General features: G+C 45.4%; 13 protein-coding genes, 1 other RNA gene and 2 pseudogenes. 3 read left to right on the top strand and 13 right to left on the bottom strand.

The genetic code is table 11. The features are described from left to right. Positions 1-46: 46 nt before the first annotated feature. Positions 47-836 (bottom strand): annotated as a pseudogene (locus tag AC3Y23_RS26705) (sensor domain-containing protein). Between the two features lie 301 nt (positions 837-1137). Here AC3Y23_RS26705 and AC3Y23_RS26710 point away from each other — a divergent pair. Continuing rightward, a complete protein-coding gene (locus tag AC3Y23_RS26710) occupies positions 1138-1497 on the top strand; it encodes a collagen-like triple helix repeat-containing protein (protein ID WP_379204893.1) in 360 nt (119 codons plus the stop codon). Between the two features lie 298 nt (positions 1498-1795). On the opposite strand, the gene AC3Y23_RS26715 is transcribed toward AC3Y23_RS26710, so the two are convergent. Both AC3Y23_RS26715 and AC3Y23_RS26720 read right to left on the bottom strand, forming a co-directional pair. Beyond that, positions 1796-3514 (bottom strand): restriction endonuclease, encoded by a 1719-nt coding sequence (locus tag AC3Y23_RS26715; RefSeq protein ID WP_379204896.1) that lies wholly within the window; start codon positions 3512-3514, stop codon positions 1796-1798. 377 nt (positions 3515-3891) lie between these two features. Then, a complete protein-coding gene (locus AC3Y23_RS26720; protein ID WP_379204898.1) occupies positions 3892-4872 on the bottom strand; it encodes an amidohydrolase family protein in 981 nt (326 codons plus the stop codon). A 321-nt stretch (positions 4873-5193) separates the two neighbouring features. Between AC3Y23_RS26720 and AC3Y23_RS26725 the strand changes: the two genes are divergently transcribed. Beyond that, entirely contained in the window at positions 5194-5733 is a 540-nt protein-coding gene (locus tag AC3Y23_RS26725; RefSeq protein WP_379204900.1) for a hypothetical protein, read from the top strand. A gap of 241 nt (positions 5734-5974) precedes the next feature. On the opposite strand, the pseudogene AC3Y23_RS26730 reads toward AC3Y23_RS26725, so the two are convergent. Together AC3Y23_RS26730 and AC3Y23_RS26735 are read right to left on the bottom strand one after the other, a co-directional pair. After that, positions 5975-7331: pseudogene (locus AC3Y23_RS26730) on the bottom strand (IS3 family transposase). Positions 7332-7507: 176 nt separating this feature from the next. Beyond that, positions 7508-7870 carry a hypothetical protein gene (locus tag AC3Y23_RS26735; RefSeq protein ID WP_379204902.1) on the bottom strand — a complete coding sequence of 121 codons (363 nt, stop codon included), beginning with the start codon at positions 7868-7870 and terminating at the stop codon, positions 7508-7510. 809 nt (positions 7871-8679) lie between these two features. Here AC3Y23_RS26735 and AC3Y23_RS26740 point away from each other — a divergent pair. Further along, the gene (locus AC3Y23_RS26740) at positions 8680-9126 is read left to right on the top strand and encodes a DUF1905 domain-containing protein (protein ID WP_379204904.1); all 447 of its coding nucleotides are present in this window, start codon (positions 8680-8682) and stop codon (positions 9124-9126) included. Positions 9127-9325: 199 nt separating this feature from the next. On the opposite strand, the gene ssrA is transcribed toward AC3Y23_RS26740, so the two are convergent. The 8 genes from ssrA to AC3Y23_RS26780 form a co-directional block, all read right to left on the bottom strand. Continuing rightward, positions 9326-9690, bottom strand: a transfer-messenger RNA (tmRNA) gene (gene ssrA, locus AC3Y23_RS26745). 199 nt (positions 9691-9889) lie between these two features. After that, positions 9890-10369 carry an SsrA-binding protein SmpB gene (gene smpB / locus AC3Y23_RS26750; RefSeq protein WP_379204906.1) on the bottom strand — a complete coding sequence of 160 codons (480 nt, stop codon included), beginning with the start codon at positions 10367-10369 and terminating at the stop codon, positions 9890-9892. Positions 10370-10711: 342 nt separating this feature from the next. Then, positions 10712-13588, bottom strand: coding sequence for a ribonuclease R (rnr, locus tag AC3Y23_RS26755; RefSeq protein WP_379204909.1), 2877 nt, complete (start codon positions 13586-13588; stop codon positions 10712-10714). A 260-nt stretch (positions 13589-13848) separates the two neighbouring features. Continuing rightward, entirely contained in the window at positions 13849-14082 is a 234-nt protein-coding gene (secG, locus tag AC3Y23_RS26760) for a preprotein translocase subunit SecG (protein ID WP_066375641.1), read from the bottom strand. 298 nt (positions 14083-14380) lie between these two features. Continuing rightward, positions 14381-15667, bottom strand: a complete 1287-nt coding sequence (gene eno / locus AC3Y23_RS26765; protein WP_379204912.1) for a phosphopyruvate hydratase — start codon at positions 15665-15667, stop codon at positions 14381-14383. A gap of 73 nt (positions 15668-15740) precedes the next feature. After that, positions 15741-17285, bottom strand: a complete 1545-nt coding sequence (gpmI, locus tag AC3Y23_RS26770) for a 2,3-bisphosphoglycerate-independent phosphoglycerate mutase (RefSeq protein ID WP_379204915.1) — start codon at positions 17283-17285, stop codon at positions 15741-15743. A gap of 2 nt (positions 17286-17287) precedes the next feature. Further along, positions 17288-18040: a triose-phosphate isomerase gene (tpiA, locus tag AC3Y23_RS26775; RefSeq protein ID WP_379204917.1), complete on the bottom strand. Its 753-nt coding sequence runs from the start codon at positions 18038-18040 to the stop codon at positions 17288-17290. A 24-nt stretch (positions 18041-18064) separates the two neighbouring features. Then, the gene (locus AC3Y23_RS26780; protein WP_379204919.1) at positions 18065-19246 is read right to left on the bottom strand and encodes a phosphoglycerate kinase; all 1182 of its coding nucleotides are present in this window, start codon (positions 19244-19246) and stop codon (positions 18065-18067) included. Between the last annotated feature and the right edge of the window lie 56 nt (positions 19247-19302).

Consider the following 19302-nt stretch of genomic DNA (forward strand, 5'->3'; position numbering starts at 1 on the left):
GTTGGAAACATAGGGGTTTTCCTAATATCTATAAAAACTCCATATTCTAAAGCTCTCTATAGGCTGGCTGCATCAACCCTTGAGTGGACTGGTCCTTGGTAATCATAATATTGCGACTGAACGGAATCATACATTGGCGCTTCTACTTGGACTGATGGCTGCTGGTATGCCTCATCCACATACATGATTCTGCGCTGAATTTGCATGAGGCCATTCACGATGCGAAGCGCAATCCAAAAAAGTACAAGACCAACACCTACGTACAACAGATATTGCTGATTGTAGGTCCAATCTATGTGGAAGTAATTAAACAAGCCATGCTCTAAAATATCCAGTTGCATTTCATTCATCAAAATAATATGCACGGCTGGAAGAGCAATAAAGCCTAGTCCTAATGAAATCACCGTTACCATAATCACAAAGAATACAATGCCTGTAACAAATCTTAGGAATACGAGCAGCAAATTTCGAATGAATAACCCGCCGTCAAACCCTTTTACCATTCGCTTCAACCAGTTCTGTCCAGCGTCAGACTGTTGGTTGTTATTATACGAAACAGGCTGAATCGGCAAGCCTAAAATTTGTCTAATCATACTTTGTTCAAATTTTACAATCCCATCTAACAACTTAGCTACTCCAAAAAACAACGGGATCCCGATAAATAATGGAGTTAAACCGATGGATAGTACAACTCCCGTTATCGCTACTGTAAGATAGATAATCCCTAACGGAAGAGATATTAAAAAATAGAGGATTGTTGCATAAGTTTTCGGGTTAAAAAGCACCCAATTCACCTTACCTGTTGGCTCCTTTGCAGTCGCTTCTGTTGCGTTCATATTCAAACACTCCTTTGCTTCATTAGTCACGTTCTTCGCAATAAATTAATTATAGCCGTCTCATTAACCTAACATAACCGTCTTAGGGGGTGTTTGTGCCTAGACTTTAGGCTAGGACTAGTCCTGGTAGGATGAGCTTTTGACAGCAATGACGCTATATCACACACCTTCAAATGCTATAAATTTATGCTAAACGTTCTATCCTCTGCAGAATGCATAAAGAAATATGGCGTGCGCCCATTCACTTATCTCCGCTCCTACATACAATGTGTTAGCCCATCCATTAAGGAGTGACGAGATCATGTCATTTTTAACACCGCCAAGTACCCCAGGATTTCCAGGGCAGCCTGGACAGCCAGGATTCGCAGGGCAACCAGGATTCCCAGGACAGCCGGGGCAGCCGGGGTCCGCGGGACCCAGCTCCCCTCCCCCGGGATTCATCCCTCAGCAACCTGCAATTACCCCCTTTGCTGTCGACCCCGGAGCGATTGCTGGTTGTTTATTTCGGAATACGTACATTTGGCTTGTGAATAGAAACCAATTCTGGTTTTTCCCCGTTTTCGTAGGACGCACCTCGGTTGCAGGATTTCAGTGGAACGGAAGGTTCTGGGTGTACACCGGATTTGATTTGAATTTGATCCAATCGTTTACGTGTTTCTAAAAGAACTCGAGGAAAGCTCCGTTCCAGTAGGAACGGAGCTTTTTGTGTTTATGGCTGATTCTGTAGAGGCATTTATAAAATTAAAGAACGAAAAAGACACCCTTTGAGGTGTCTTTTACTGGCACTTTATATGGAGCTGAGAGAGTTCAACCCCTGCCCGAAAATAACGGCACATAAGTTTCTGCGAGTGTAGTGGCAATTTTTATGTCACCTAGGAACTTCCCGTCACAGAATTTCGAAAGAGTAACATGCCCATTTAATTATAAGCTTCCTAATGATAAAAGGTTCTATGCCCTTTTTACTTATCTGCCAATATCCGTTTGGCTTCCCGAAGATCGATCCTTGCTCGATGCCCATGCTTCTCTAGGAGGTGTAATAAATTTGAACCATTTAATAATGTAAGTGGCTTTCCTTTGGCAAATTCATATGCATCTGGGCCGTAATCAGCAGTAGAAACAAGAATTCCTTTTGTCGCACCTTCATTAACTACAGTTCCATATAAATCACGAACCGCAGAAAGTCCCACTGTATTTGTATATCTTTTTGCTTGAATTACGATTTTCCCGCCTCTAATCGGGTCAGGATCAAACGCAACCGCATCAACTCCACCATCTCTGCTTGCTTGCGTAACTTTAACCTCACCGCCATTAGTTTGGAACTCCTTTTCAAACAATTCCCTGATTAGATGTTCAAAATCTTCCCAATCCATTGCAGCCAAATTCGTTGTTTCATCCAAATGATTTGCTACATTGTAACTCTCAACAAATCGCTTATCCGTTTTACTGATTTGGAGTATTGGGTTGACGGGGCTAAGTGCACTAAGTTTACTACCAGCAACACCTTTTAAGCTCCTAAAACACATTTTCGGATCAACGTTTGCCAAATCAATAACTCTAAACTCTTCTTTTTTTACTTGGATTGTTAGTATACAATTGTTTTCTTCTTTTCCAGTAGCTTTATTAATGGCTGTGACCCACCCGTTGAATGAAATTGCGTCAATCGCTTCCGCCTTATCCGCTTCGAACAGTTCATGCAAAGTTCGTAAACTTATTTTATACATTGACTCATCAAACATCTTCTGAATCTGGTTTTCTGAATGATAAGCTTCTTTAAGTTCTTTCCTCGTTGCAATATATTTAACTTCTTTCAACAAAGGGAAACAATCGACCGAAGGCAATTGATATTCAACAATAAGAATTTTATTCTCAGGATTGTACTCCAACTCATAGCTCTTCGGAAAAGTCTCTGGATATTGGGAGTTTTCAAGCACCATTTCACAATATTCAATAATTGAGGCTTCGTTTTGCTCAAAGTAGGAACTCTTCATCTCTTCTATTTTATTGTTGAAAACTTCTTGTTCCCTCTCAAATACTTCTTTCCTACCTTCCCATTCTTTGGCCTTCTCCTGCCATTGTTGAGTTTCCAATTCGTACTCTTGATCCAATAAATTATTATAGTTATCCGTCTCTGACTTTTGTCTCTCCCAATGAGCTAGTGCCATAACGTGCTTGTTGTCATAATCTTTTATTTTTTGTTCTTTTTTTGATTTAAGTATTTTCTCTAATAGAGTAAAAATAGGTGTCTCTTTTATGGGTTCTTGCAAGTATTCCTTCTTCATCTTTGGAGATGGTTGAGATGGATATTCTTCAGCATATTTATCGTATCTTTTTAGAGAATTCCAATTAATAGCATCATCAATAGTCAATGTGTGTATCAGAAGACTATCAATAGCTCTAATTGCTTCAACTGCTTCCTCTGTCCTTTTAGCCGCCTCGTCAATACTTGCTTCCTTTTCTTCTAATATCCGTTGTCTTAAATCGATTTTCTCCCACTTTTCATTCCACTTTTCAATCTGCAGATCTACTTTATTCTGAAGAATGGCCAGATCAGGAGCGGATATAATCTTGTGTTCTTTTAACCCTTCGTCGAACATTTCAATAGAATATTTAATAATTCTAGTACCCGCTACATTCCAATGCTCCTCTGCATATCCTACATTGATACGTTTTCCTTTCACAGTACCCCTCCATCTGCTACTTCAATACGTTGGAACCATACTATATTATTTCAATATTCTCCATATTCCCCAATTTTCCTCCTGTATTATACAGAATAGAGACACTTAATCGAAAAACAAATTAAATCAAACAATTACAGGTAGGAGCAGTTACAATGCACGCAATAATTAGAACTCCCTTTGATAAACACAGAACAATGATGGTATGACTTCTCATAAAAATCAGCGGAACCAAGTTGGAAAAGCGTAATAAAAAAGCGACCCAGTTAAGATCGCTTATCTGATACTTCATATGAAGCCGAGGGGAATCCAACGACTGTCCGAAAAAAACGGCACGTGAGTTTCTGCGAGTGTAGTCATCTTCTCTTAACCAGCAGTTACTCTCTCAGGCCTGTCAGACGAATTTCGTTTAGCTCCCCCGGTGTCATTAATCCCGATTTGTACAGGTTCATATACTCCTGTGATACGCTTTGATTAAAAATCAACAAATCATCGGTATTAAGGGTCACCGGAACTCCATAATCACAAAGCTTACGAATGGGGTGGCTGCCGTAATTCTCCACAACACCTAGCATAATATTGCTTGTTGGACAGACATTCAATTGAATATGATGATCGGATAGCCACCTCATGATCTGAGGCGAGCGGGCTGCCGCAATCCCATGATGGACCTCCTGAAGCTCCAACTCCTCGGCCGCCTCCAAAACATCATCAGCGGTCCCGAACTCTCCCACATGCGCTTTAAGAACCAATCCCGCAACATTTGCCGCCCTGTAGATGGACTTGAAGCAGGTAATGGTCTGAGCAAATTCATCACCGCAAATATCTATCGACCGAAACCAACGGCAAGCGAATATAGCATCTAGTCGTTCATACACTTCATCTATCTTACAGCCACGATCCAAAGCCAGCTCCGGGAGAAACCTCGTTTTAGGAGCAAACCGGCGATGAAAATCATCCATGATCTGTACAAATGGCTCCATCCCTCCCAAGGAATCAATCTCGTCAATCCCAAAGCTTAACGCCAATTTTTCGATATGATCCTCGGCTGCCTGTACAAAGGAAGCTTCGAGGCGTTTCAAATAACCTTGGATACCAGGGCAATGGCGTTTCACATTTTCAACAAACCAGCTCTGCATTCCATGTAACGATTGAAATGGCTCAATCGGCGGTTGAATATTGACGTTGGCCCACTCACTAATATATCGAATCGACCCTCCACGTCCAGCGTGGTTGTGCAAATCGCTTTTCGGTATGACTTGCAGCCCTGAGAGTGAATCATTCGTCAAGCTATCTATAAATACTTGGTTAATAGAGAAGTCCTCAAGTCCTATTAGCACTCTCAACAATCCCTTCAAGATATTGGAATGTAACAAACTTATATTCCCATACCAAGAACTCACTGTCAAAGAATTTTCAGCTGTTTCGCATTCAGTCCGGACTACAATTTAGTCACGACATGCTTCACATATAGAACCCCTCCGTATGTGCAAATTGCACCGTGATGTGTACTTGCTGTGTCCTCCTCATCACTCGCACCTGCGATGCAAACTTGCTGATTAATGGATACAACATCTACGGATTGTGCACCTCGTGACGATCCAGTAACACAAATGGGCTAATGTGCATAGACTGGGCTTGAATATAAACCAGATTCTTTTGCATTGGAGATGTGAGAATTGAGTAATACAAAAACTAAGGATAAAGCTCAACAAATTCCTATGAAAAAGCTTTCTCACGTTAGCATTGTAAGGGAACTCCCCCCTGTCCGTGATATTGTAAGGACCTCCTCCTCGAATCCTACGCCCACAGATCATAAAAAGTGCACATCATCAGCTATCGATGCATGCGTAGATCGAGCTTTTCGAATTCCTATATTTTTGAGTACAACAAATACGGTAAATGACCTGCAAGGACAGTTTTTAGACCGGCTTATTACTGAAATTGAAGAGGCATTGCTCTTTCCCCGCACATTGCCCGTAAGCGAACAATATCCGGAGAACATCCTGACGAATATACGACGTTTAGTTTTTTCAAGCTATGGTTTGCTCGCGATCAACTTCCACAAATTTTACGTCGAAATTCTCCAATCCAATGTGGGACAACCGCCAAAGACCACCCCGTTCTGGGAAGGATCTACTTTTTCTCAAATCGAGCTTGCCATGGCTTTTCAATTCGGAATTCCAATTTTATTAGTTAGAGAGAAGGGACCGACGTAAACAATGGAATATGGGCTGGAGGAATCACACCTCTCAACATATTCGTTGATTGGGATTCCGGCAGCCAGTCCATAGACGATTTCTTTAACAGCATTCAATGGAGAGAGGTCTTTGCGAATTGGGCTGCGGAGGTAAGGGGTAACTATTTACTCAGGACGGAGCCTCTGTTCAATAATCAACACTAGTTAAAACACCACAGCCATAAGTGAAGTGACCCCATAAAGTTAGACAGGTTATATGATTAGGCGATTCGTTGGGCATGAGTTCGGTACTGTACCGGACTCATGCCTTTTAGTTTTGCCTTAATTCGCTTGTGATTGTAATAATCCATGTATTTTGATAGCTCTTGTTTAAAATGTGCGATGCTTTCAAATTCCTTTAAATACAGAAATTCAGATTTCATGGTGCCAAAGAAGCTTTCAATGACGGCGTTATCGTAACAGTTACCTTTGCGTGACATACTTTGCTTGATACCATGTTCTTTTAGGGCATGACGATAGGGTTTCATCTGATAATGCCAGCCTTGGTCAGAATGAATCAGGAGTTTATGTTCATCAGTTAATCGCTCGAATGCTTGATCTAACATCGTGGAGACCAGGGAATAGACCGGTCTTGATCCAATCGTATATGTAATAATTTCGCCATTATATAGATCGAGCATGGGAGATAAATATAGTTTTCTCCAAATAATTTAAACTCTGTTATATCCGTAACCCACTTCTCGTTCGGCTTTTCAGCGTGAAAGTCACGTTCTAATATATTCGGTGCAATCTTGCCAACTGTGCCTTTATACGAACGGTATTTCTTCATGCGTACAAGACTCTTTAATCCTAATGCTTTCATCAAACGTTGCACCTTCTTATGATTCACACGGTGCCCACGATTGACTAACTCATCTCGAATTCGGCGATAACCGTAGCGCCCTTGGTGCTCCTTATAAATCGCTTGAATCAATTCTGTTAACTCGACATCTTTGTCTGGCCTACCGAACGTTTTTACCGCGTAATAATACGTGCTACGAGGGATAACCGCTAGCTGCAGGAGTGCTTTCACCGAGAAGTCGTTCCTTAGTTCATAGACTACTTGCGCTTTGTCTTGTTTGGTGATTTTTCCTTGTTTTGAACTAAGGCATTCAACTTTTTTAAATACGCATTCTCCATACGCAAGCGTTCTACCTCTGCCTGTAAGGCCTCTACAGACCCTTCTACTAACGGTTGATTCTTTTGTTCATTTGAACTCTTTTTCATGGAGGGACGCCCCTTTTTCTTTGATTGTAGAGCGTCTATTCCATGTATTTCTAAGCTTCTTTGCCAGCTTAAAATGGTACTATGACTCGCAATATTAAATACCGCAGCCGTTTCTCTAACAGACGTCCCATATTCGTTCATATAATGAAGTACGTCTAGTTTATCTTGTGCGCTATATGATGTATAGCCCTTTATAAAAGCTTCTTCACCATGATGCTCATACTGCCTAATCCAGTTTGAAAAAACAGAATGGTGGACTTCTATGGATTGGGCAATGATTTTCAAGCTTTCCGATCCATTTTTATAACGCATTATTGCTTGTAATTTTTCATCTATACTAAACTTAGTCACAGAAAAACTGCACCTCCAATGTTAGATGGTGTCTAACAAATGGGGTGCAGTTCATAAGGCTGTGGTGTTTGGTTTTTTAGAATGGCCGAGTGGAGTCGCGTCTCTATACAAATGTAACGGCACATAAGTCTCTATGAGTGTAGCTGCACTTCAATCACAAATAACACAAAACCATGCTATAGTGAAAAATCGGTAACACCCTTTTTATAGGCATATTTCAAAGTATATCTTTCTTCTTTTCCGTAGGGCATTGTAGCAATTTTTATATGAGTATAATCAAGCCTGCTGTCTCTTAAAACTCTTTTTACCAAGGCTATACTCTGTTCTTCTTCCGTAATGATACAAAATATATTAAGGGCATACTTTTTCGGGTCGGAAATGCATTTGCCCATATCAAAACCATCAACATAGCCTAAATTAGCATCTGCTAGCGATATCTCCAAGTATTCCATTACTTTATCTCTTAACCAGTGGTCACGTTGACTTCCTTTTGCACTTTTCAAAGGATACTGTACCACTAACCAAAATTTTTCTCTCATTCAGATTCACCAGCCTATTTACAGGTAATAAAAAAGCCAAATGCTTTTGGTCATACTTCTCCTTCAAGGGATTTACATAATTCATTATAACAAAGGAACTTTGTAAAAGGGACTGCATATTAAAAGCAGCAAAATTACCATCCTCATGCAGATGGTTTTCATGGTGGAGCGGAGGATAGTCGAACCCCTGACCGAAGGTAACAGCACATAAGTTTCTACGAGTGTAGTCACAGTTTTGACGTCACCCGAGAATCGCCCCGTAACCGGCTACACGTTAAACCAGCCTAATCTTCTTTCGTTGACCCTAGGCGGAAACCAGACAGCATATCCCACTATTTGTTAGCTCCTATCCTTGTCACATGGACAGTTATTTCATAATTTTTCCATAATATTTGCTGAAAAAAGGAAGGTTTGGGTAGTTGAGAACAAGAATAAAGTTAAGATTCTAAATTTAGTGAAATGAGTTGATGAGCATGAGTGACAAGTTGGTACCATCTTAAGAAGACAGCTTGATTTGAAAGTAGAATGTTGAAGTATCTCATCGAAGTAAGGCCTAAATATTTTTGGATGGGTGCCAAGTAAAGACCTAGAAAAGGTACGTAGAAGATATTGAGTGGTTCGAAAGTTTTGATGAAATCAATGACGGCTGAGTATTGGAACCATGCGTACTATACGAAGAAATAACTAAAACTGATATAATCCTAATGCAAATTCAACATGTTGAATTCAAAACACCCAGAAGCAGTGAAGCGGCTATGATAACGGGAAAAATTGAAAGTAGCCTTTTACAATGAGGAGTGTTGTCTAATATGGATTATGAATTTGATAGTGAGATAAAGCTACTGGAAGGTAAAATGAAATGGAAGGTCGTTTATTTCCCATTTTCCGTAAGCGAACTATTTAATACTAATGGTAAAGTACCTATTCAAATCTTCGTTGACGGGCACGAGTTTGACCATACGCTGTTACCATCTAAGAATGGGCATTATTTTGTGTATAATGAATTTATTCGAAGAGCAGTACAAAAAGAGTTAGGTGATAGACTCCATGTAAGACTTAAGAAATGTGAGGGAAACCGTAAACTTGTTGTGCCTGATTACATTACTAAAAACCTCGAAGAGTACCACATTTTGAATACATTCCTAAAGCAGCCTGATTATATTAAGCGAGAGCAGATAAATTATATTGAGCTTGCTAAAAAGGAAGAAACAAAGAATAACCGAATGCTAGCTTTAATCAATAAACTTAAAGATTAATAAACGAGTGTGATCAAAGGCGAGAGCATTGTATGATCTAGATGAACAAAACAGATATGCTGAGATTCAGATTCGGAATGATAGATATGTGAAGAACGCAGATACTATGCCAACCAATAAGATTGACTTCCAGAGAGTTTTCTGTAGAATACGCGAAAATAAAAAAGCGACCTTAGTGGGTCGCTTTTTCTAATACTCCATATGGAGCCGAGGGGAGTCGAACCCCTGTCCGAAGATAACGGCACATAAGTTTCTACGAGTGTAGTCACAGTTTTGATGTCACCCGAGTATCGCCCCGTAACCGGCTATACGTTGGGTCAGCCTGATTATCTTCTTCCGTTGACCCCAGGCGGAGACCAAGCGGCGTATCCCACTACTAGTTAGCCCCTATCCCTGTCACATGGGCGATGCAGGGTAGAAGCACGCACACAGGTTATTAAGCTGCGAAAGCGTAGTTGTTTTGTTGTTTGCCGTTTAATAGGCTTTAGCGTTGATGAAGCGGACGCGTCCCCACTACTCGCTGCTCATGCTCGAACTACCCCCGTCGAATCCAAGAACGGCCCCTCATTAAAAAGGGCGCTTCGGATTAAGCGGATCATTCAGCAAGAGAGATCCAATCCACAGCTTCTTTATCAGAAGACTGTTTAGAAGCGAATCAATTACTTTACTTACACAGTATATCACATTTATCAACACTTTAACACGTAGGTTAAAGGAATTGAAGGTTTAAACTGGAACTGCTGCAAACAACGTACCAACGAGACTATCTGGCAATCTTCTGCTTCTCACGCAGTGCACGTTGAATATCGCGTTGTGCATCTCTTTTAGCTGCAGAATCACGCTTGTCAAATTGCTTCTTACCTTTACCAAGGCCAATTAACAGCTTCGCATAGCCATTGCGCACATAGATCTTCAGCGGCACGATGGAGTAGCCATCTTGCTTCGACAGACCAAGCAGCTTGTGAATCTGTGCTTTATGCATCAATAGCTTACGTGTACGGGTAGGATCATCAGGATTGGAACGGTTGCCCTGTTCAAAAGGGCTGATATGCATATTGTGAATGTGAATCTCACCGTTACGAATCGTAGCGAAAGCATCCCCAATATTGGCGCGGCCGTTACGAAGCGATTTGATCTCTGTTCCCGTCAGCACCATTCCAGCCTCAAAGGTGTCCTCGATAAAATAATCATGGGATGCTTTTTTGTTCTGGGCGAGCACTTTCCCGTCTGCCTTTTTACCCATGAGAATCACTCCTTGAATCATATTTCATAAGTTTAAAATAACCGCTATCGCTTTCTTGTTCAAAAGCACGATTATCAGAATATCAGAATTATATTGTAACAAATGGAATCCACGGAACGCAAGGAAGTTGGCAGGGAGTCTCTAATCTATTTTTTACGAGTCTTTGCATTTTGGAATTTACCTATCTTTGTGACTTAGGAGCATGATATCGAGCTTCATTACTGCGCCAAGACCCTTCAGATAACCAACTGCGTTTCTGCTACTGAAAAAAGAACGCCGTTCCCTGCAAACAGAGAACAGCGTCTTAATAAATACCTATTCAGCAGCTTATTGCGCTGCGATCTATTTCTTTTTCTTCTTCCGGCTCTTGCTCGCGCCATCTTTACCGCTACGTTTAGAGGCTGCCAGCTCCGAGGTTTCCACGTTGCCCGGGGTCACGGCTTGTCCGATGAACACGCCGCCCTTGTTTTTTTTCTTGCGGCGTCCTTTGCCTTCGGAACCTGCACTTGCGCCGCGATCCTCCCGGCTGCGGAACTTCGTGCTGCTGTCCACGCCGCGGAAATCGCTGCGGCCGTTGCGATCATGGCCGCTGCCTGGCGCGCTGTAGCCGCCCTTGCCGGAGCCGAAGCTGAAGTTGATGCCTCCACTTCGGCCCTGCTCCTTCGCGCCGCCAGCGGTGCGCTCGGCGCCGTCGCTGCGCTCTGCACCCGCGCTCACGCCGGGAGCGAGCACCGCTGCTGCCCGGCTCGCATCCTCGCCGGCCCCTCGGCCGCCGCGTTTGCGCTTGCCGCGGCCACCGCCAGCCGCGCCGCTTTCAGCACCGCGCGGCATTTCCCAGGCGCGTGCACCCGCCGCGCCTGTCTTCCCTTTTCCGGCCTTGCCAGCATCGGCCGTAACACCCGCGCCCTTGCCTTTGCCAGCTCTGCCAGCATCGGCACCTGAGCCGGGCTTGCCTTTGCCGCCACGGCCCTTACCACCGCCGGCCTTACCGCTGCCCGGCTTGTTGAACCCGCCTGGGCGGCCGCCCTTGCCGCCGCGGCCACCGCTAAAACCACCGCTGCGGCGCTCGCCTGCCGCGCGCGGCTTCATATCGACGAGCTCGAAGTCGATCGTGTGGTCGTCCATGTTCACACGGGCGACCCGAATCTTCACCTCATCGCCGATACGGAACACCTTGGAGGTGCGCTCACCGATGAGCGCCATATGGGCTTCGTCGAAGTGGTAATAATCATCCGTCAGCGCACTGAGGCGAATGAGACCTTCGACGGTATTTTCCAGCTCGATGAACATCCCGAAGCTGGTCACACTGCTGATCATGGCGTCGAATTCCTCGCCCACCTTATCCTGCATGTACTCAGCTTTCTTAAGCTGCTCCGTATCCCGCTCGGCCTCTACAGCAACGCGTTCACGCTCAGAAGACTGCTGAGCAATGTCTGGCATCCGGGTAGCTAGGTATTCCTGTCTCTTCGGAGTCAGCACACCGCCGCCTTCAATCACCTCACGCATCACCCGGTGAATGACCAGATCGGGATAACGGCGAATTGGCGAGGTGAAGTGGGAGTAGTATTCCGCGGCAAGGCCGAAGTGACCTGTACTTTCTGCATCATATTTGGCCTGCTTCATCGAACGAAGCATCATCGTGCTAATGACCGTCTGTTCTTTCGTACCGCGAATCTCCTCCAGGAGGTTCTGCAGCGCACGCGGGTGAACAGAGTTGCCCCGACCTTTGACATGATGACCGAAGTTGGCTGCAAAAGCCATAAAGTTCTGCAGCTTCTCCGGGTCCGGATCTTCGTGAATCCGGTACAGGAAAGGAACCTTCAGCCAGTGGAAATGCTCAGCCACCGTCTCATTGGCTGCCAGCATGAATTCTTCGATAATTTGCTCGGCGACAGAACGTTCCCGTTTTACAATATCTACAGCCTTGCCGTTCTCATCAACAATGATCTTGCTCTCTTCAAAGTCGAAGTCCACTGCCCCGCGCCGCATCCGTGCATCACGCAGCTTCATGGCTAGCTCTTTCATGAGGCGGAAGTCTTCAATCAGCGGACTGTAACGCTCCAGCAGCTCAGGATCTTCCTCTTCCAGAATTCTGCGAACATTTTTATAAGTCATCCGCTCTTTAGTACGAATAACGCTCGTGAAGACATCATGCTTCACAACCTTCATATGCTCGTTGAACTCCATCTCACAGGACATCGTCAGACGATCCACCTGCGGATTCAAGCTGCAAATCCCGTTCGACAGTCGGTGCGGGAGCATTGGAATGACCCGATCCACCAAATACACGCTGCATCCGCGGTCATACGCTTCTTTATCTAGCTCTGAGCTCTCACGTACATAGTAGCCGACGTCCGCAATGTGTACGCCCAGCTTATAGTTTCCGTTCGGGAGCCGCTCTACGTTGACTGCGTCATCAAGGTCCTTCGCATCCTCACCGTCAATGGTAACGATGTTCAGACCCCGCAGATCGCGCCGTCCTTGCTGAATGATCTCTTCTTCGGTAATGGCATCTGGAGCAGCGTTTGCTTCCGCCATAACCTCCTCCGGGAAAGCCTCTGGCAATTGATGCTTCCGGATAACGGACAAAATATCGATGCCCGGATCATCCTTATGCCCGAGAATTTCGATAATTTCCCCTTCTGCTGCCGAACGGCCCTCTGGATAATTCACAATGCGTACAACGACTTTCTCGCCGTCCACCGCCCCATTGAAGGACTCCCTGGGAATAAAAATATCCCGGTTAATCCGTTTATCATCAGGCAGCACGAAACCATAGGCATCCAGACTTTGAAATACACCTACAGTCTGTAGCACACCTCTTCTGACAATCCGTACAACCTCACCTTCCATCCGTCCACCGGACGGACTCTTGGAGCTAACGCGCACCAGTACGATGTCGCCGTTCATGGCTCCCTTAAGATCGTTCGCATGAATATATACGTCAGGATGTTCCCGATCATCGGGGATGAGAAAAGCAAAGCCCTTGGCATGTGCTTGCAGTCGTCCGCGCAACAGATCCATCCGCTCCGGCACGCCGTAGCGGCCATGGCGGGTCAGCACCATCCGGCCGTCCTGTTCCAGGGCAATCAGCAGCTCCTCGAACGCTTTGAACTCGTTGCTATCTTCCAGAGCGAAATGGCTCACCAGTTCGTCGTAAGTCATCGGTTTGTAGGCTGTTTCACGCATAAAATCAAGTAGTATTTCCTGTGTTATCATCTGTTCCTTCACCTCGGCCCTCCGCGGCTCCGTAGCCGCTGGCATATATGTATGGCTTGTCCCTTAGGATAAATATGCCGCAAGTAAAATTTACCTTTACCTACTTCATACCCTAGTATACACGAAATCAATCCTCGGCATCCCTAGAACTGTAATCTGGACGTTAAGTCGGGACAAAAAATTCAAATATACAACAAAAAAGCCTTCGCTCTGTTCCATTCAGAAGAGAGCCAAGGCTTTGCATTTACATTATAAGAAGTCTAGTCAACAAACACAGCAACAAGGATTGCCATGATGAAGAATCCAGCTGCCAGACCAACTGTTACACGTTGCAGTACGAGTTCCATACCACGTGCCTTTGTTTTACCGAAAAGATGCTCAGCACCGCCGGAGATGGCACCGGAAAGACCTGCGCTTTTCCCCTTTTGCAGAAGAACGACCGCAATCAGACCGATCGAAAAAACAAGGAGCAATACTTTCAAAAAGATATCCATTCACTTCCACCTCCTACGTCTAAGCATCCATAATCTATAGGCATTTAGGACTCACGAATCTTAAACAGCATTTTTATTTTATCATAACAACCGGGGTAATACAACCAGTAAGACCATAAGTTCCTTGGAAATCCGGCGATTTGCAGCAAGTTAACGTGTGAAGCGTCAGAGACATTTTCCCTACACAGCCACGTCTATGGAAAATGACTTCGCACTAACGTCCTATGACCACTCTCTAACGAAAAAAAGACCTGCCGAAAGCGGCAGGTCTACTGTACACCTCTACAAGAGAAGTGAATTATCTTTTAAGGTTGTAGAAGGATTTCAGGCCGTTGTATTGAGCCAATTCACCCAACTCATCTTCGATGCGAAGCAATTGGTTGTATTTAGCAACACGGTCTGTACGGGAAGGAGCACCTGTTTTGATTTGGCCAGCGTTAGTCGCAACTGCGATATCAGCGATGGTGCTATCTTCGGATTCACCGGAACGGTGAGAGATAACTGCTGTGTAACCAGCGCGTTTAGCCATTTCGATAGCATCGAAAGTTTCAGTCAATGTACCAATTTGGTTAACCTTAACCAAGATGGAGTTACCGATACCTTTTTCGATACCTGTTGCAAGACGCTCAGTGTTTGTAACGAACAAGTCGTCACCAACCAATTGAACTTTGTCGCCCAATTTTTCAGTAAGCAATTTCCAACCATCCCAGTCGTCTTCGGACATACCGTCTTCGATGGTGATGATTGGGTATTTATCAACCCAAGAAGCAAGAAGGTCAACATACTCAGCGGAAGTGTAAGATTTACCTTCGCCAGCAAGTGTGTATTTACCGTCTTTGTAGAACTCAGTGGAAGCAACGTCCATACCCAGGAATACGTCAACACCTGGTTTGTAACCTGCTTTTTCGATCGCTTCGATGATTGTAGTGATTGCTTCTTCGTTCGAACCAAGGTTCGGCGCGAAACCACCTTCGTCACCAACAGCTGTGTTCAGACCTTTGGAGCTAAGTACGGATTTCAGGTTGTGGAAGATTTCTGCACCAACGCGAAGAGCTTCTTTGAAGCTTGGAGCGCCTACAGGAAGAACCATGAACTCTTGAACGTCGATGTTGTTGTCAGCATGCTCACCACCGTTGATGATGTTCATCATTGGTACTGGAAGAGCTTTAGCGTTGAATCCGCCAAGGTATACATACAAAGGTACATCCAAAGCATCAGCAGCTGCGCGAGCTACAGCCATGGATACTGCCAAGATAGCGTTAGCGCCGAGTTTACCTTTGTTAGGAGTACCATCAAGGGCGATCATCAATTTGTCGATACCCAGTTGGTCAAGAGCGTCCATACCGATAACTTCTGGAGCGATGATTTCATTTACGTTCTCAACAGCTTTCAGAACACCTTTGCCGAGGAAACGGGATTTGTCGCCATCACGAAGTTCTACAGCTTCGTGTGCACCAGTGGAAGCACCGGAAGGAACGATAGCGCGGCCTTTAGCGCCGGATTCAAGGTAAACGTCAACCTCAACAGTAGGGTTACCACGGGAGTCAAGGACTTCGCGAGCATATACGTCAGAAATAATAGTCATGTTAGTTAATCTCCTTTTATCGTTGGTATAGTCTTAATCTTGCTTTATTAAACGTTCCAGCGCCGAATGAAGCTTACTTACGGCTGGCAATCATGGATTGTCCGGTCATTTCCGCAGGTTGCGGAAGGCCCATCAAATCCAGAATAGTTGGTGCTACATCCGCCAAGATGCCGGAATCGCGCAATACAACATTTTCATCGGTGAGGATGAACGGTACAGGATTAGTAGTGTGTGCCGTGAACGGACGACCTTCCTCGTCAAACACCATATCCGCATTACCGTGGTCAGCGATAATAATCGCTACGCCGCCCTTGGCAACAACCGCATCTACTACCTTACCTACGCACTCATCTGTTACTTCAACAGCCTTGATGGTCGGCTCCAGCATACCGGAGTGTCCAACCATATCAGGATTGGCGAAGTTCAGAATAATAGCATCTTGTCTGTCCGCTTCGATCTCCGCTACGCAGGCTGCAGCCACTTCGTATGCGCTCATCTCCGGCTTCAAGTCATAGGTTGCTACCTTCGGCGAGTTAATCAGAATACGGGTCTCCCCAGGAAGCTCTTCATCGCGGCCGCCGCTGAAGAAGAAGGTTACGTGCGGATACTTTTCAGTCTCTGCAATACGCAATTGCTTCTTGTTATTCTGTACCAGCACTTCACCTAGCGTATTATCCAGGTTCTTCGGTGCGTAGGCTACGTATCCTTGCACCGTTTCGCTGAATGTCGTTAGGCATACGAAATGCAGGTTTTGCGGGAACAACGGGCCCCGATCGAAGCCGCGGAAATCCGCATTGGTGAATACTTGCGACAGTTGAATAGCACGGTCTGGACGGAAGTTAAGGAATACGACGGAATCGCCACTTTCTACCGTTGTCAGAGGCTTGCCTTCGCTGTCCACGATTACACTTGGCTCTACGAATTCGTCAAAGACGGAATTCTCGTAGGAAGCGGTGATCGCTTGCAGTGCGTCGGTGTATTTCGGACCTTCACCATACACCATGGCACGGTAAGTCTTCTCTACCCGTTCCCAACGTTTGTCGCGGTCCATCGCGAAGTAACGTCCGGATACGGTAGCGATATGGCCTACACCAACTTCTTCGATCTTGGCCAGAAGGTCCGTAATGAACTTCTTACCACTGTCAGGCGCTACGTCGCGGCCATCCATGAAGGCATGGATGTACACGTCGTGCATATCTTCCTTCTTCGCCAGATCAAGCATCGCGAACAAGTGTTGAATATGGCTATGTACCCCTCCGTCGGATACAAGCGCGTACAGATGAAGCTTTTTACCGGTTGATTTGGCGTTTCTTACAGCCGCAACAAGCGTCTCGTTATCGAAGAATTCTCCGTCACGAATCGACTTGTCAATACGGGTAAGATCCTGGTATACAATCCGGCCGGCACCAATATTAAGGTGACCCACTTCAGAGTTACCCATTTGTCCTTCCGGCAGACCCACAGCTTCACCGCAAGCGGTTAGCGTGGTGTTCGGATATTGTTTCAGGTAACGGTCGTAGTTCGGCTTGTTGGCTTGGGCAACAGCGTTGCCTTCATCCGTGCCGCGCAGACCGAAACCGTCCATGATAATTAACGCTACAGGTCTTGGTGCTGACATTATTACTTCGCCCCCTCAACCAGGGCCACGAAGGAATCAGGTTGCAGACTGGCACCGCCGACGAGTGCGCCGTCGATGTCGCTTTGACCCAAGTACTCCGTTACATTCTCAGGCTTCACACTGCCGCCGTATTGAATGCGAACTGCATCAGCTGTTGCTTCATCGTACAGACCTTTTACAAGGCTGCGGATGTAGGCAATAACTTCATTAGCGTCCTGGGAAGTTGAAGATTTACCGGTACCAATCGCCCAGATTGGCTCATAAGCGATAACCACTTTAGCTGCTTGCTCAGCGCTAAGGCCTTGGAATGCAGCTTCAGTTTGAACTTTACAAACGTCTTTGGTTTGGTCAGCTTCACGCTCTTCGAGCTTTTCGCCTACACATACGATTGGAGTAATGCCGTGACGGAATGCTGCGTGCAGCTTCTTGTTCACGATTTCGTCTGTCTCGCCAAAGTAAGCACGACGCTCGGAGTGGCCGATGATAACATAATCCACACCAAGATCGCTAAGCATTACGCCGCTGATCTCGCCTGTGTAAGCTCCGTTATCTTCGAAGTGCAGGTTTTGTGCGCCAATCTTGATGTTAGTACCTTTTACTGCTGCTACCAAAGCAGGCAGGTTAGTGAATGGAGCGCAGATTACAGTCTCTACGCCTTCTACTTCTGCTTTGCCTTTGATGTCTGCGATAAAGCTTTCCGCTTCCGGAACAGTTTTGAACATTTTCCAGTTGCCGGCGATAATAGGTGTTCTCATGGCTTGGTTGCCTCCTTCTACGTCTTACTTATCGTTAAGTGCTTCTACGCCAGGAAGAGCCTTGCCTTCCATGAACTCCAGGGATGCGCCACCGCCAGTGGAGATGTGATCCATTTTGTCAGCCAGATGGAATTTCTCTGCTGCCGCTGCGGAATCACCACCGCCGATTACAGTGTAACCTTCTGTAGTTGCGCAAGCATTAGCTACTGCGAGTGTACCTTCAGCAAACTTGTCGATTTCGAATACGCCCATAGGACCATTCCATACAACCAGCTTGGAGTTTTTGATTACATCTGCATAGATTTCACGAGTTTTCGGTCCGATATCAAGACCTTCCCAGCCTTCTGGAATTTCATTGAAAGGAACAATCTTAGTGTTGGCATCAGCACCGAATTTGTCGGCTACTACAACGTCAACTGGCAGCAAGAAGTTCTTGCCAAGTGCTTTTGCTTTCTCGATGAATCCAAGAGCAACATCCAGTTTCTCGTTGTCCACCAGGGAAATACCGATTTCATAGCCCAATGCTTTAGTGAAGGTGTAGGACAAGCCGCCACCGATCAGGACATTGTCAGCCAGAGTCAGCAGGTTGTCGATTACGTCGATTTTGTCTTTTACCTTGGAACCGCCGATGATGGCAGTGAAAGGACGTTCCGGATTGGACAATGCTTTACCAAGTACGGACAATTCTTTCTCCATAAGTAGACCCGATACCGCTGGCAGGAAGTGAGCGATACCTTCTGTGGATGCATGTGCACGGTGAGCCGCGCCGAAAGCGTCATTCACGAACAGGTCAGCCAGTTCTGCGAACTGCTTCGCCAGTTCAGGATCGTTCTTCTCTTCACCAGGGTAGAAACGAACGTTCTCAAGAACGAGAACATCGCCTTCGCCAAGCTCAGCGATTTTAGCTTTAACAGCTTCACCAATCGCTTCATCTGCTTTTGCCACTGGTTTGCCGAGCAGCTCGGACAGACGCTCAGCAGCAACTGTCAAACGCATGGAATCTACGAATTGACCTTTAGGACGGCCCATATGGCTGGCCAGAATGACCTTTGCACCGTTCTCGATCAAGTATTTAATCGTAGGTAGCGTTTCACGGATACGAGTATCATCTGTAATCTTACCATCTTCTACAGGAACATTGAAATCGACGCGCACGAATACGCGTTTACCCTTTACTTCTACATCACGTACACTTTTTTTGTTCATGACAGTTTCCTCCACACCCATAGTTTATCCGAACAGGAATTACAAGGAATGCATTT

It is taken from the genome of Paenibacillus sp. MAHUQ-45 (assembly GCF_058133325.1).